The organism is Bacterioplanes sp. CLAM21 (assembly GCF_059641015.1).
The window spans coordinates 3,812,126-3,826,076 of the sequence record NZ_CM184929.1; the positions used below are offsets into that span (position 1 = coordinate 3,812,126).

Here is a 13,951-nt window from a genome sequence, read left to right on the forward strand (position 1 = left end):
GTCTCCTTACTTGCACTGCCAGATATCAACATGCCAGCGCTGCAGCAACTGCGCGGTTTCATGCAATGGCAAGCCAACAACATTGCTATGACTGCCCTGTAGAGATTCTACCAGCACCGCGCCCAGTCCCTGAATACCGTATGCACCGGCTTTATCGGCCGGCTCTTGAGTCGCAACGTAGGCACGTATTTGCTCGTCACTCAAAGTCGCAAAGCTAACCTGGGTGCTGATCACCAAAACCTCGCTGCGTAGCGTGTCATCCCTTCCTTGCTGCGCCAGCGCCACGCCACTCATTACCTGATGTGAACGTCCTGATAAGCGCTGCAGCATGGCCACAGCGTCGGCATCATCAGCAGGCTTGCCAAGAATATCCTGATCAATCACCACACACGTATCAGCGCCTAACACGACGTCCTCGGTAGACGATACCAACGCTAGGGCTTTTTCGAGGGCCATACGCTTAACGTAATCGTAAGGGAGTTCTTGCGGTGCCGGCGTTTCGTCGATATCGGCAGCGGAAATCCAGTATTCGACACCGATCTGAGACAACAATTGCGCCCGCCGAGGCGAGCGCGAGGCCAAACATATCATTGACTACGCATCCTGATGAGCAGCAAATGCGCTAAGCCGTATACCCATGGCCACAGAGCTGCTGAGACCAAGGCCGGCTGCCATAACAGCACGGGTTGCGCGGCGCCTGTCATCAATAACAAGGCCCAGTAATGGATGACCTGCCCTAACGCCACCAACAAAAACACCACTGCCATTTGCTGAATAAAATGAAATAACACCACTCGCCGATAGGTCAGCTGCAGCAAATAAATTTGTACTAGAAAAATACTGACGTGCAGTCCCAGCGGCACCGCTTGCTCAGTATCCAGTAACAGTCCTAGCGGCCAAGCCAGCCATAAACCAAAAATTCGCGGCTGATGCAGCACCAACACCATGGTCAGCAGGCTGATCCAACTGGGCTGCAACCAGCTCAATAATTCTGGCATGGGTAAATGCTCTAGCATAAACGCAGCAAATACGGCGACGAGCACTAGTAAGGTATGACGCACGGTCATTTGGCAGACTCCGGCCATAAATCCACTGCACGGATATCCGCACCATCGGCACTAAACAGCAACAACAAGTGACGACTGCGATCGAGATGGGCATTCGGCGCCGCACGCACGCTGGCAAACGGCTTGCCCGCAATGTTTTCTACTTGAGTCACGGTTGCGACCGGATAGCCCTTAGGATAACGCCCACCCAAACCGGAACTGATCAATAAATCACCAACTTTAATATCAGCGGTGCTGGGCACATAAATTAATTCCAGTGAATCGATGGCACCGGTGCCAGCGGCAATGGCACGCACCCCATTGCGATTGACCTGCACAGGAATCGCATGGTTAGAGTCGGCAATCATTAATACCCGCGAGCGATTTGGTAAGACATCGATAACTTGCCCGAGCAAGCCATAGGCGTCTAATACCGGCTGACCCACAAAGACACCGTCGGTTTGGCCTTTGTTAATCAGAATCTGCTGGCTATAGGGGTCAGGATCAACCGCCAGCACAGAACTGACCAACACACGGCCGCCGAGTTTTTCCGACGCATTCAGCAGCTCGCGCAGCTCTATATTTTCTGCTTCTAGTGCGGCTAGCCGTTGTACCCGGGTTTCTAAAATCAAATTGCGGGCACTGAGTTGCTTATTATCATGCAGTAGCTGCTGGCGCGTCGCCGCCGATTCACCAAACCAATCGGCCAGCACCGACGGCATCATGGCCGCTGTTTGCGCCGGCTCTAATACATAGCCTGTGACATAACGTGCCGGTTGCAGCCAGGAGTATTGATGATCCACCCAAATAAGAGCCAGCGCTAACGCCACCAGCAGAGTAACCTTCTGCCCTTGTAAGGGAGGAATCTGAAATTGCGACTTGATAGCGATATTCTCCTAAAGCCTGCGCAATTGAAAACCATCGGCTCGAAAGTAAACTTGTTAACAAGCGACAACGAACCCTGAGCCTAGACGCCTGTTTGCCATCGTTCGGCTCACAAGACCGTGGTTTACAGCAGTGCAAGCACAGCTCTGCTTGCCAGCCAATACCAGCAAACACACAGACGCTCGTGGCTAAGCGTTAGAACTATACCTATAGCTTGCAGAGGGAACCAGCGCTAGCGTGTACTAGGCTGGTTTTTGCTATTAATCCAGTGCCAGCATTTCCAGCTGCTGGTCAGAGGCATTTTCGAGGAAACGACCGCCACCTCGGGCCACACAGGTGAGAGGATCATCAGCCACAATCACCGGCAAGCCGGTTTCTTCAGCCAACAATTTATCCAGGTCACGCAGCAGGGCACCACCACCGGTCAGTACCATGCCACGCTCGGCCACATCAGAGGCCAATTCAGGAGGAGATTGCTCCAGCGCGCCTTTCACGGCCTGAACGATCTGCGCCAAAGACTCCTGCAATGCTTCGAGAATTTCGTTGGAATTGAGGGTAAAGCTGCGTGGAATACCTTCTGCAAGGTTGCGACCGCGCACATCAATTTCACGCACTTCGCCGCCTGGATACGCGGTGCCGATTTCCTGCTTAATACGTTCTGCGGTGGCTTCACCAATCAAGCTGCCGTAGTTGCGACGGATGTAAGCAACGATGGCTTCATCAAAACGGTCACCACCGACTTTCACCGATTCGGCGTACACCACACCACTCAATGAGATAATGGCAATTTCAGTGGTACCACCACCAATATCTACCACCATAGAACCACGTGCTTCATCGACCGGTAAACCAGCACCGATGGCAGCAGCCATGGGCTCATGAATCAAATAGGCACGGCTGGCACCCGCTCCCATGACGGAATCGCGAATAGCCTTGCGCTCCACCTTAGTCGCCAGATAGGGCACACACACCACCACCCTTGGGCTAGGCGCGACAAAGCTGGTTTCATGCACTTTTTTGATAAAGTGCTGCAGCATCTTTTCGGTAACTTCAAAGTCGGCAATCACACCGTCTTTCATTGGCCGGATGGCTTGAATATTTCCCGGCGTTCGACCCAGCATACGTTTCGCATCGGTGCCCACGGCCGCCACACTTTTCTGGTGTCCTTGCAAGCGAATCGCAACCACAGACGGCTCGTTCAGGACAATTCCTTTTTCTCGCATGTAGATCAGTGTGTTGGCCGTTCCCAGGTCGATAGACAAATCACTGGAAAACAGGCTGCGTAGTTTTTTAAACATCCACTCAATTCCCGTTTGCAGGTCGCAAAAATTGGCTCTAAGACTAGCAACGGTGGGGATTCAGAGCAAGGCGCATTTGTGCTACTCTGCTGCGCTTTATTACAGGCATCACACTGGGGTACCACATGGCTCTGGATCAGACACAGGTGCGCGATATTGCTGAACTGGCGCGCCTGCAAATAGATGAATCACAAATCGACGAATACCAGAAAAATCTGAGCAGCATCCTCGACCTGGTTGATCAGCTGGCTGCGGTCGATACCGCCAACGTTGAACCACTGGCCCATCCGCTAGACGCAGTGCAGCGCCTGCGAGCGGACGTCGTCACTGAAAGCAATCAGCGCGAACATTTTCAACAAGTGGCACCAGCCACTGCCGATGGCTATTTCCTGGTTCCACGAGTAGTGGAATAACAGCGTCGATTCGAGGATTATTGCATGCACAACAAAACCATCGCTGAGATCGCTCGCGATCTGGACGCCGGCACTTATTCCAGCGTTGAACTGACCCAACAACTGTTGCAACGCATCGAGCAGCTTGATGCCAACTACAACAGTTTTATTACCGTCACCAAAGAGCAAGCGCTGGCACAAGCCCAAGCCGCTGATGCTCGCCGTGCCGCCGGCAACGCCGAGCTGTGGACCGGTATACCCATTGCCCACAAAGATATTTTTTGCACCAACGGCGTATTAACCAGCTGTGGCTCAAAAATGCTCAGCAATTTTGTCGCCCCTTACGACGCCACAGTGATTGAGCATTTTAATCAAGCCGGTACCGTTTCTCTGGGCAAACTGAATATGGATGAGTTTGCCATGGGCTCATCTAACGAAAATTCATTTTATGGTGCCGTTGCCAACCCTTGGGATACCGACCGCGTGCCAGGCGGTTCATCCGGTGGCTCTGCTGCCGCAGTCGCCGCTCGCTTAGTGCCAGGAGCCACGGCTACCGATACTGGCGGCTCTATCCGCCAGCCAGCAGCCTTTTGTGGTTTAACCGGTTTAAAGCCAACCTATGGTCGGGTATCTCGCTGGGGCATGATTGCTTACGCATCAAGCCTGGATCAGGCCGGTACATTAACGCGCAACGCCGAAGACGCCGCGCTGATGATGAACGTCATGGCTGGCTTTGACGCCAAAGACTCCACCTGTGTAGATCAACCGGTGCCGGATTATCGCGCCGGACTAAATGACAGCCTGGAAGGTTTAACCATTGGTCTGCCCAAAGAATATTTCCGCGATGATTTAAGCGCCGACATGCAGCAGCAAATACAGGCTGCCATTACCGAGTACGAAAAGCTCGGCGCTAAGGTCAAAGAAATTTCTTTGCCGAATACCCATCTGGCTATTCCAGCTTATTACATCATTGCGCCGGCAGAATGTTCTGCCAACCTGTCACGTATGGACGGCGTGCGCTTTGGTCATCGCTGTGACGATCCAAAAGATATCAATGATCTGTACAAGCGCTCGCGTGGTGAAGGCTTTGGCATTGAAGTAAAACGCCGAATCATGGTAGGTGCCTATGCCCTATCAGCCGGTTTCTACGACGCTTACTACAAAAAAGCCCAGCAAGTACGCCGTTTGATTAAAAATGATTTTGTTGAAGCCTTTAAAGAAGTCGACATCATCATGAGCCCGACCACGCCAACGCCAGCCTTTAAGCGCGGTGAAAAAACCTCTGATCCGGTTGCCATGTACCTGGAAGATATTTTCACCATCGCCCTAAACTTGGCTGGTTTACCGGGCATGTCCATTCCTTGTGGCAAGGTCAACAACCTGCCCGTGGGCTTGCAATTAATCGGCAACTACTTTGATGAAGCCCGTTTGCTTAATGCCGCGCACCAGTACCAGCAAGTAACCGACTGGCACCTGCACGCTCCTGCTGATATCGCTTAAGAGGACACAACATGGAATGGGAAGTGGTAATTGGCCTGGAGATTCACGCTCAGCTGGCCACCCAATCAAAAATCTTTTCTGGCGCCTCAACCGCTTACGGTGCCGACGCCAATACTCAAGCCTGTGCCGTTGACTTAGGTCTGCCTGGCGTGTTGCCAGTGTTTAACGAAGAAGCGCTGCGCATGGCGGTCAAATTTGGCTTGGCCATCGATGCCGAAATTGGCAAGAAATCAGTTTTTGATCGTAAAAACTATTTTTATCCAGATCTGCCAAAAGGCTATCAGACCACCCAGCTGCACCACCCAATTGTTGGCATTGGTCATATTGATATTGAGCTCGACGACGGCACTACTAAGCGCATTAACGTTACCCGCGCCCACCTGGAAGAAGACGCCGGTAAATCAGTGCACGAAGGCTTTGATGGCATGTCCGGCATCGACTTAAACCGTGCCGGCACACCATTAATTGAAATCGTATCTGAGCCAGAAATGCGCAGCGCAAAAGAAGCTGCCGCGTATTTCCGTAAAATGCACAGCATCGTAACCTACCTGGGTATTTGTGACGGCGATCTGTCTCAAGGTTCCATGCGCTGTGACTGTAACGTTTCTTTGCGCCCGAAAGGCCAAGAAGAGTTCGGTACTCGCACCGAAATTAAAAACGTTAACTCGTTCCGCAACGTTGAGCGTGCCATTGAAGCGGAAATTGCCCGTCAAATGGACATTCTGGAAGACGGCGGTAGCATCGAACAAGAAACCCGCCTGTACGACGCCGATAAAAACGAAACTCGTGGCATGCGCTCGAAAGAAGTGGCCAATGACTACCGCTACTTCCCTTGCCCGGATTTGTTACCCGTTATTATTGATGATAACTACATCGAAGCCGTGCGTGGCACCTTGCCAGAGCTGCCCGATGCCAAGCGGGCGCGTTTTGTAAAAGACCACGGCCTCAGCACCGTGGATGCCGCGGTACTGGCCTCAGATCGCAACCTGGCGGATTATTTTGAAACCGCCGCCCATGCTGCTAATGATTACAAGCTGGCCGCCAACTGGGTACAAGGTGATGTGTCTGCCGCATTAAACCGACTGGAAATCACCATTACTCAACTGCCCGTCAGCGCGGAGCAGTTGGGCCGTATCTTACAGCTGATTAAAGACAACACCCTAAACAATGGCGGTGCCAAAGAAGTCTTTAATGCATTGCTGGAAGGTAAAGGCGATAACACCGCTGAAGGGGTTGATGCCCTTGTAGACAGCTTAGGCTTAAAACAAGTATCTGATACCGGTGCTATTGAAGCCATTGTCGCCCAGGTGCTGGCAGACAATCCTAAACTGGTTGAAGGCTATCTCAACACGCCTGAAGATAAGCGCGCCAAAGCCATTGGCCCATTTATTGGCCTAACGCGCAAAGCCGCCAAAGGGGTAAACCCGCAGGTGGTGATGGATGTACTAAAGAAAAAACTCAGCGAGCTGGGTTAATTCGGTTCGGGGCTCTATGAGCCCCGCGACCATCCGTAAACGCCCAAAACTGGTCTTAACTTATCTAGTTCTATTGAACGCAGCCCATCACTCCAACATTCCAACATTCCTTGTCAGACAAGTACAAGTAAACACCATGTTAAGTCGTACATTGACCTTGCATTTAGTTATTGCTTTAAGCGGCTGTGCATCTCCCCAAAATACTGCCCCATATTCTCCTTTAAGTCCTCTCGAACAAGGTATCAACCTCAGAGCCTCTGCGGATAAAGGCGACCCTATTGCCATGTTCGAACTATGGGAATTACACAAAAACCATGACCCAGATGCAAGAAGCAGTGATAAGCAATCACTTGAAGCATGGAGATCTGTCGGCAATAAACAATCATCGTTTTATTGGCCGTTCCGATTTGCAATACTTGGCTACCCGGAAGCTCTTGATATTTATTGTCAAATAGAAATCAGTCCAAGTGCTCCGGCAATGCTCAGAGACGCATCCAAGAACAACTGCCTATAAGTTGTACCCGTCGCGTTGAAATAAAAACAGTCCTAAAAAAAAGTTAGCCACTGCCAGGCCTCTGCAACCAAAAACTTTATTCTTACCGAAAAAAGGAGTATTTATGATAAAGGAATACCTGCAAAGCGACACTGAAGCCTTATTAGCCATCTGGCTCCATGCCTCCATTAAAGCCCATAATTTCATCGAGGAAGGCTACTGGCGGTCTCAGTTAGATAACATGAGAACTATTTATCTGCCATCGGCAGAGACTCATATTTTCGAACAATCAAATCAGGTACTGGGCTTCTATTCACTGCACCAAGATAATTTAGCCGCGCTGTTCGTTGCACCGGAACACCAAGGTCAGGGCATAGGGCGACAGCTATTGGCACATGCGATATCTCAAAGAAAAACACTAAGCTTAACTGTGTATAAAGAAAACCAACGCAGTGTAGCGTTTTATTTAGCCAATGGATTTACAATTGTGAATGAGAAAGCAGACCCTCATACCGGCCATCCGGAATATAGTATGACGCTGGCTAGCGATCGCTAAAACTCTAACACATATCTCATTTCAACCATAAACCAGCTAAGAGTCACATGAAAACATTTATTTCGCACACCATCACCCTACTATCTTTTATCACTGCTATCACAGTCTCTCAGTTATGCCTTGCCGAGCAACAGCCATCCGCGGTGGTAGTGAGCTTCCAGGACAGAGAAACAGGTGAGCAGAGCTCTATTAAAGCGGATATTAACGATAAACAGGAGTTTTCTCGATCCGCCAACGATCATCACCAACAAGCCCACATCCAGGGCAAACTAGAAGCAGATCAACAAGGTTATATCGTAAGTATTGACGTATCCATGAAAAATACCAGTGATCAATCCAGTACTGAAGTCACAACGTCGGTGCTGGTCAAGCACTCAGAACTTGGACACCCCATCCAAATTGGCAATATCAATCAAGATTCCATCCAGCTGACGCTGCAATAATTCGCCCAAGTCAGAGTAAGAGATATAAGCGCCATAGGGCGCTTACATCTTTTAAAGGAAATTATTCAGTAAAGGTGGCGTTCACCTTTACCTTATAGGTTGGCTTCACATTGGAAGAATACTGACGCCCGGTTAACTGGATACGCAACTTTTCAACTTCTACCGGCTCCTCTAGGGCAACTGACAGCTTGCCAGGCCATTTTAGGTAGCTTGGATAGACCCGTTCGTTGTTTTCATCGTGTATAAATGCCACCACAGACTGGTTTCGACCATTTTTGTCGTTTTCAACAATTAACTCTAGAGACTTCACTTTTTTATTGTAGGTGGGGGTGATTTCAACCCACTGAGTAACTGCCTGGCCAAAGCCAACACTCAATGTAGCGCCCGCGGAATGTGTCTCATCAAAGTCGATAACAGGAGGATGAGCCGGATAGCTGTCGGCATCATTGGGCTTGCTATTGCCATAGTATTCTTGAATCAGGCTAAAGTTATCACCGTCGTAGTCGGTATTGGCATCCAGCCCAACAAGGTCGTAGGTCTTTTTCCACCAGGTTGGCAGATGGTCGTTGTCGATTCGAGTGCTCTCGCCATAGTTAAAGCGGAAGTTACCTTCAAAACGTTGACTCGATTGAGAAAAGTCGCCGTTGTACAAAGAAATCTGCGCACGATAGCCATCCTGCCAATAGTCAATTGGTGTTGCAAAGGTGTGCAAACCAATGCCAGCTCGGCAGTCGATGCGATGTTTTAAGGTATTGGCACTATCATAGATATTGATTTTGCAATCCATCGAGCGCGGTTGATTATTATCAAAACCCAGAGTCACCAAGTGACGACGGTCCGCTGGCAAAGCAAAGTTAACCGGGATATTGACCCTTTGACCTTTATAAATCGTTAAGCCAACTGGCTTATTGTAAATTTCCAGATGTGGGTTAGTGTTCGCCCATACCGCTGCCGATAAAAAAGGCAGAGTCATCAGCAATTGCATTTTCATATCAGATCCTCTGATTAAGAATTATTGACTTCCCGCCAGATGGTAATGCCACGTCATAATTGTGTAAATACTCATCGAAACAAATACTGACAACCTAGTTGATAATTTCGACCATCGACATTTGCTGATTAGCCGATATCACGACAGCCCAGCCAGACACTTTGGCTAAGGCATTATTGGCGTTTCCAGTCACACAGCGGCGAGACCCACTATTTGCTGCCGCAGCCACACATGGGCAGGATCATAGTGCTGGCGCTCATGCCAAATAATGGAAGGCGCAAAGGAAGCCACGGATAATGGCAATTCACATAAGGTTATCGGTAAGGAAGCAGACAGCTTTTGGGCAAGGCGCCGTGGCAAGGTTAATATCATGTCGCTCTCAACTACCAATGAAGACGCCAATAAAAAATAAGGCACCTTGACCGCCACACGGCGCTTGAGCCCGTGCTGCTTTAAAGCATTATCAACGGCGCTGCCTCCCAGGCCAGTAATCGATATGGCGATATGGGGCCAATGAACAAAACGCTGCAAGGTTAACGGCTCAGTTAACAGGGCATGGCCCTGACGCACGATGCAAACCAAGTCTTCTTCGTACAATTGCTTGCAATAAAAACGTGCCGGTAACTTATCGTATACGCCTATCGCCAGATCCGCCCCGCCTTGCGCAATTAACGCCACATTATCGCCCGCAGGCGATGCAATAGTGAGATCAAGCGCTGGAGCCTGCCGTGCCAGCTGTGCCACCAAATCCGGAACTAATAAGCTGGCCAAATGATCGCCACAGGCCAGGGTAAAACGCCCTGTTGCCGTTGCTGGTGAAAACTCGGAGGGGGCCATAATGGCACTGGCGTCGTCCAATAACCGCGCAACGGCAGCAGAGAGTGACAGTGCCCGTGGTGTCAGCTGCCAGCCATTGGCGCTACGCACCAGAATGCGATCATTAAACAGCCGCCGCAAGCGCGCCAAACCACGACTGGCCGCTGGCTGACTGAGTCCTATCCGCGCTCCAGCGGCGGTGACACTGCCCTCTTTCAATAAGGCATCAAACAGCTTCAATAGATTAAGATCCACCTTAGACACATCCACTTTTTGCATACTCATTACTAACTTCATGCATTTTTAATATGGATATCGAGGCTATAGCATCTCGGCTGTTGAATCAAAACCTCAAATAGCGGAGAAACCAGATGGAAAATACCAAGCTCTATATCGTCACCGGCGCCAGCGGCCGCACCGGAAAAGTGGCCGCACAAACACTTTTACAACAAGGCCTACAGGTACGTGTTGTGCTGCGTAACCAGCAACACAGTGACTACTGGCAAGCTCTGGGTGCTGAGGTGGCTATTGCCGACTACTGCGACCCAAACGCACTGGCGCTCGCATTTAAAGGTGCCCACGGCGCCTATATTGTAAGCCCACCGCAATATCACTCTGAGCAGTTGTTTGAACAAGCACAAACCATGGCAGACAACATCGCACACGCTGCGCACAGCGCGCAGCTGGAGAAACTGGTGGTGCTGTCATCAGTGGGTGCAGAGCAACAACACGCAACGGGTTGGATAAGGATGAACCGCATGCTTGAAACAAGGCTGGCTAACACAGATATTGCGGTTACTTTTTTGCGCGCCGCCTACTTTATGGAGAACTGGTCGCCGATGCTCAAACGGGCACAAGATCAACAAAGCTTGGCCAGTTTTTTAACCCCAGCTGAGCGAACATTACCCATGATCGCAACGGCAGATATTGGGCGCATAGCCGCCGAGACATTATGTGAAGACTGGCAAGGCATCCGCATTTTGGACCTGGATGGCCCACAGCCATATTCCCCTAACGATGTTGCTCAATACGCATCCAAGTTGCTTAACAAAGAGATTAGTGTCGCTGAAATTCCAGAAAAAGACTGGCCAGCCGCCATTGCAGGGCAAGGCTTTTCTACAGCAGCAATCAAAGGCTTTACTGAAATGACGCACGGCCTAAATTCCGGTCACATTGCCTTTAAAAACGACGCCAGAATTGAACGCCGCTCGGGTAAACTGACCTTACAGGAAACCATCGCCGAGCTATTGCAGCCGCAATAATCTCGTCAGAGCGGATTTATATCCGCTCAGTTCTGCCCTACGTCACTCTGCTCTCCAATCCATTTTCTCCACTGCTTGGCACCGCCCTCCGCTCAACGTAAGGTATCAACTTGCCACACTCCAACACAGTCTTATTCGCTGAGCCCAATACATCATGCTGACCACCGTTGCCATTGCCAATTACCGTTCACTGATTAACCTGGTGATGCCACTTGAGCCGTTAAACCTGGTTACCGGATTAAATGGCAGTGGCAAATCCAACCTGTACAAATCTTTGCGTCTGCTAGCTGAAACAGCCAATGGCGGCGTCGTCAATGCTTTAGCCCGCGAAGGCGGTTTAGAATCTGCCTTTTGGGCCGGGCCAGAAAAGCTGTCCTCACGCATGCTAAACGGTGACGTTGAGGTACAGGGAGGACCGCGTCAGCAAGCCTATCGGTTACGCCTAGGCTTTTCAGGTGAAGACTTTGGATATTGCATTGATTTAGGTTTACCCACACCGTCAACATCCGCTTTTGCATTAGATCCAGAAATCAAGCGCGAGTGCATTTGGGCTGGCCCGAGTTACCGCCCTGCCAGTGTGCTGGTTGAACGCAAAGGCCCAATGGTCAAAGTCAAAGAAGGCCGACGCTGGCAGGTGATAGCGCAGCATGTAAACAGCTTTGATAGCATGCTGAGCGAAGTGGCTGATCTACAGCGCGCGCCGGAAATTTATCATATTCGCGACTGCATTCGCGGCTGGCGATTCTACGATCACTTTCGCAGCGATAATAACGCACCAGCACGCCAACCCAATCTGGGAACTCGTACGCCAGTACTCAGTCAGGATGGCCATGATTTAGCTGCAGCGCTGCAAACCATTATTGAAATCGGTGATCGCCAAGCCTTGCAAGATTCCATCAGCGATGCATTTCCAGGCGCACATATCAGCATTGCAGTGCAACAAGACGGCCGCTTTATACTGCACTTCCATCAACACGGTCTTTTACGGCCGCTCAGTGCAGCAGAGCTATCAGATGGAACATTACGTTATCTGCTGTGGGTGGCCGCGTTATTAACACCACGCCCACCGACCTTAATGGTATTAAATGAGCCCGAAACCAGTTTGCATCCAGATTTATTGCCAGCATTAGGTCGCCTAATAAAGCGAGCCGCGCAGCGTACTCAAGTGTGGGTGGTGTCCCATGCCCGCCTAATGATTAACGAGTTAAATGACAATGCCCATTGCAACGCCATTCATTTAAGCAAAGAGCTGGGACAGACCTGTATCAAGGATCAAGGCCTGCTCGATGCTCCTAGTTGGCACTGGCCAGCTATTTAACTAAGGCTATCAGCAGTACTCGCGTCATGCATTGCCAGCAAACCTTAGCAAAGGCTACAGTAGTAGGCCGAGACAATAATTGAGCCCAACATCTGTCAGTAGATGTACCCATCCATCGCTGGAGCAAAACATGGAGCGTTTTCAATGTACTTATCGATGATTAAATGCCTTCTGCTTAACGGCTTGCTGATCTTACCTATTTTTGCTCATGCCGCTGCATCATTATCTGCAAAGCAATCGGACCCTACCCACCTGGGTTGGATGCAGGGCTTTCCGCCAACTGCAGAAAAGCGCATACAGCAGCCAGAAAGCGATTTTTTTAGTTTTCCTAAAATGCGTTGGAGCGTTTGTCATATTCGAGAACTAATGCCAACCAAGCAAGTCAGTCGCGGATTGGCAGCGCCATCGGCACTCTCTTACGCTTTAGATCCCGCCATTGATGCCATCACGTTTACACCCATAGGCAGCACAGAAACAATGCGCTGGGATGCGTCATTAAGCACCAATTACACCGACGGCTTCATAATCCTTCACAACAACCACATAGTTTACGAAAAGTACTCTGGCTGCCTGCAACAAGATGGCAAACATGCAGCGATGTCGATGACAAAGTCGTTAATTGGACTACTGGCAGAGATTCTTATCGCTGACAAACAACTAGACCCTAATGCTAAGGTTGAAAGCCTTGTTCCTGAGCTTAAAGACAGCGCATTTGCCCAGGCTAGTGTTCGCCAAGTGATGGATATGACGACCTCTCTGGCTTACAGTGAAAACTACGCCGATCCCAATGCCGACATCTGGAAATACTCTAAAGCAGCCAGCCCACTGCCCAAAGGCAAAGATTACCAAGGTCCCAATGGCTATTTCGAATATCTAAAAACCGTCCAACCAGCGGGGCAACATGGCAAAGCGTTCGGCTATAAAACCGTCAATACTGACGTTCTTGGATGGATTCTTGCAAAGGTCAGCGGGCAAGATATCGCCAGCTTACTGTCACAACGTTTATGGCGCCACCTGGGTGCGGAACAAGACGCCTATATGACGGTAGATGCCATTGGAACCCCATTTGCTGGCGGCGGACTCTCTGCGGGCCTGCGTGATATGGCTCGGCTGGGGTTGCTTTTGTTAAATGATGGCGTGTGGAATAAGAAGCGACTGATACATAAATCTGTGATTGATAACATCCGCCAAGGCGGCGACAAAGCAGTCTTTGCCGAAGCAGGCTATAACAGTATTCCAAACGGCAGCTATCGAAGCATGTGGTGGGTGCTTCACAATGATCATGACGCCTATGCTGCGCGCGGTGTTCATGGGCAAACTCTGTATATCGATCCAACCGCAAATATGGTTATTGTACGCTTTGCCTCTCACCCCAAAGCTAAAAATTCCGTCAATGACCCTACCTCATTGCCCGCTTATCAGGCCGTGGCCGAATACTTAATGAAAAATAAAGCAATAAACTAACATATCTACCAC

15 protein-coding genes are annotated in these 13,951 nt (G+C 50.1%); 9 read left to right on the forward strand and 6 right to left on the reverse strand.

Annotation, left to right across the window (positions count from 1 at the left end; genetic code table 11):
- Positions 1-6: 6 nt before the first annotated feature.
- The 4 genes from AC55FS_RS17445 to AC55FS_RS17460 form a co-directional block, all read right to left on the reverse strand.
- A complete protein-coding gene (locus AC55FS_RS17445) occupies positions 7-591 on the reverse strand; it encodes a Maf family protein (protein ID WP_496933569.1) in 585 nt (194 codons plus the stop codon).
- On the reverse strand, positions 588-1,067 hold the full coding sequence (gene mreD / locus AC55FS_RS17450; RefSeq protein WP_496933570.1) for a rod shape-determining protein MreD: 480 nt from the start codon (positions 1,065-1,067) through the stop codon (positions 588-590). Before mreD ends, AC55FS_RS17445 begins: the two co-directional genes overlap by 4 nt.
- Positions 1,064-1,876 carry a rod shape-determining protein MreC gene (gene mreC / locus AC55FS_RS17455; RefSeq protein WP_496933571.1) on the reverse strand — a complete coding sequence of 271 codons (813 nt, stop codon included), beginning with the start codon at positions 1,874-1,876 and terminating at the stop codon, positions 1,064-1,066. Before mreC ends, mreD begins: the two co-directional genes overlap by 4 nt.
- Before the next feature lie 315 nt (positions 1,877-2,191).
- Entirely contained in the window at positions 2,192-3,229 is a 1,038-nt protein-coding gene (locus AC55FS_RS17460; protein WP_094059916.1) for a rod shape-determining protein, read from the reverse strand.
- 125 nt (positions 3,230-3,354) lie between these two features.
- On the opposite strand from AC55FS_RS17460, the gene gatC reads away from it, so the two are divergent.
- From gatC to AC55FS_RS17490, 6 genes are all read left to right on the forward strand, one after another.
- Complete coding sequence (gatC, locus tag AC55FS_RS17465; RefSeq protein WP_496933572.1) at positions 3,355-3,642, forward strand: Asp-tRNA(Asn)/Glu-tRNA(Gln) amidotransferase subunit GatC; 288 nt, start codon at positions 3,355-3,357, stop codon at positions 3,640-3,642.
- Between the two features lie 24 nt (positions 3,643-3,666).
- Positions 3,667-5,121, forward strand: a complete 1,455-nt coding sequence (gatA, locus tag AC55FS_RS17470; protein ID WP_496933573.1) for an Asp-tRNA(Asn)/Glu-tRNA(Gln) amidotransferase subunit GatA — start codon at positions 3,667-3,669, stop codon at positions 5,119-5,121.
- An 11-nt stretch (positions 5,122-5,132) separates the two neighbouring features.
- The gene (gene gatB / locus AC55FS_RS17475; RefSeq protein WP_496933574.1) at positions 5,133-6,596 is read left to right on the forward strand and encodes an Asp-tRNA(Asn)/Glu-tRNA(Gln) amidotransferase subunit GatB; all 1,464 of its coding nucleotides are present in this window, start codon (positions 5,133-5,135) and stop codon (positions 6,594-6,596) included.
- 136 nt (positions 6,597-6,732) lie between these two features.
- The gene (locus AC55FS_RS17480) at positions 6,733-7,110 is read left to right on the forward strand and encodes a hypothetical protein (RefSeq protein WP_496933575.1); all 378 of its coding nucleotides are present in this window, start codon (positions 6,733-6,735) and stop codon (positions 7,108-7,110) included.
- 103 nt (positions 7,111-7,213) lie between these two features.
- On the forward strand, positions 7,214-7,645 hold the full coding sequence (locus AC55FS_RS17485) for an N-acetyltransferase (RefSeq protein WP_496933576.1): 432 nt from the start codon (positions 7,214-7,216) through the stop codon (positions 7,643-7,645).
- A 47-nt stretch (positions 7,646-7,692) separates the two neighbouring features.
- Positions 7,693-8,088, forward strand: a complete 396-nt coding sequence (locus AC55FS_RS17490; RefSeq protein ID WP_496933577.1) for a hypothetical protein — start codon at positions 7,693-7,695, stop codon at positions 8,086-8,088.
- 61 nt (positions 8,089-8,149) lie between these two features.
- Here AC55FS_RS17490 and AC55FS_RS17495 read toward each other — a convergent pair whose 3' ends face one another.
- Positions 8,150-9,079, reverse strand: coding sequence for a hypothetical protein (locus AC55FS_RS17495; RefSeq protein WP_496933578.1), 930 nt, complete (start codon positions 9,077-9,079; stop codon positions 8,150-8,152).
- A gap of 189 nt (positions 9,080-9,268) precedes the next feature.
- Complete coding sequence (locus tag AC55FS_RS17500; RefSeq protein WP_496933579.1) at positions 9,269-10,180, reverse strand: LysR family transcriptional regulator; 912 nt, start codon at positions 10,178-10,180, stop codon at positions 9,269-9,271.
- An 86-nt stretch (positions 10,181-10,266) separates the two neighbouring features.
- Between AC55FS_RS17500 and AC55FS_RS17505 the strand changes: the two genes are divergently transcribed.
- The 3 genes from AC55FS_RS17505 (at position 10,267) to AC55FS_RS17515 (ending at position 13,939) form a co-directional block, all read left to right on the forward strand.
- Positions 10,267-11,157 carry an NmrA family NAD(P)-binding protein gene (locus AC55FS_RS17505; RefSeq protein WP_496933580.1) on the forward strand — a complete coding sequence of 297 codons (891 nt, stop codon included), beginning with the start codon at positions 10,267-10,269 and terminating at the stop codon, positions 11,155-11,157.
- A 154-nt stretch (positions 11,158-11,311) separates the two neighbouring features.
- Positions 11,312-12,475 (forward strand): AAA family ATPase, encoded by a 1,164-nt coding sequence (locus AC55FS_RS17510; protein WP_496933581.1) that lies wholly within the window; start codon positions 11,312-11,314, stop codon positions 12,473-12,475.
- A 156-nt stretch (positions 12,476-12,631) separates the two neighbouring features.
- Complete coding sequence (locus tag AC55FS_RS17515; protein ID WP_496933582.1) at positions 12,632-13,939, forward strand: serine hydrolase domain-containing protein; 1,308 nt, start codon at positions 12,632-12,634, stop codon at positions 13,937-13,939.
- Positions 13,940-13,951: the final 12 nt, after the last annotated feature.

What these genes read in the sequence shown, in the direction of transcription:
- AC55FS_RS17445 (WP_496933569.1), bottom strand. Translation starts at nt 591, where the DNA reads ATGATATGTTTGGCCTCGCGCTCGCCTCGGCGGGCGCAATTGTTGTCT.
- mreD (WP_496933570.1), bottom strand. Translation starts at nt 1,067, where the DNA reads ATGACCGTGCGTCATACCTTACTAGTGCTCGTCGCCGTATTTGCTGCG.
- AC55FS_RS17460 (WP_094059916.1), bottom strand. Translation starts at nt 3,229, where the DNA reads ATGTTTAAAAAACTACGCAGCCTGTTTTCCAGTGATTTGTCTATCGAC.
- gatC (WP_496933572.1), top strand. Translation starts at nt 3,355, where the DNA reads ATGGCTCTGGATCAGACACAGGTGCGCGATATTGCTGAACTGGCGCGC.
- gatA (WP_496933573.1), top strand. Translation starts at nt 3,667, where the DNA reads ATGCACAACAAAACCATCGCTGAGATCGCTCGCGATCTGGACGCCGGC.
- gatB (WP_496933574.1), top strand. Translation starts at nt 5,133, where the DNA reads ATGGAATGGGAAGTGGTAATTGGCCTGGAGATTCACGCTCAGCTGGCC.
- AC55FS_RS17480 (WP_496933575.1), top strand. Translation starts at nt 6,733, where the DNA reads ATGTTAAGTCGTACATTGACCTTGCATTTAGTTATTGCTTTAAGCGGC.
- AC55FS_RS17485 (WP_496933576.1), top strand. Translation starts at nt 7,214, where the DNA reads ATGATAAAGGAATACCTGCAAAGCGACACTGAAGCCTTATTAGCCATC.
- AC55FS_RS17490 (WP_496933577.1), top strand. Translation starts at nt 7,693, where the DNA reads ATGAAAACATTTATTTCGCACACCATCACCCTACTATCTTTTATCACT.
- AC55FS_RS17495 (WP_496933578.1), bottom strand. Translation starts at nt 9,079, where the DNA reads ATGAAAATGCAATTGCTGATGACTCTGCCTTTTTTATCGGCAGCGGTA.
- AC55FS_RS17500 (WP_496933579.1), bottom strand. Translation starts at nt 10,180, where the DNA reads ATGAGTATGCAAAAAGTGGATGTGTCTAAGGTGGATCTTAATCTATTG.
- AC55FS_RS17505 (WP_496933580.1), top strand. Translation starts at nt 10,267, where the DNA reads ATGGAAAATACCAAGCTCTATATCGTCACCGGCGCCAGCGGCCGCACC.
- AC55FS_RS17510 (WP_496933581.1), top strand. Translation starts at nt 11,312, where the DNA reads ATGCTGACCACCGTTGCCATTGCCAATTACCGTTCACTGATTAACCTG.
- AC55FS_RS17515 (WP_496933582.1), top strand. Translation starts at nt 12,632, where the DNA reads ATGATTAAATGCCTTCTGCTTAACGGCTTGCTGATCTTACCTATTTTT.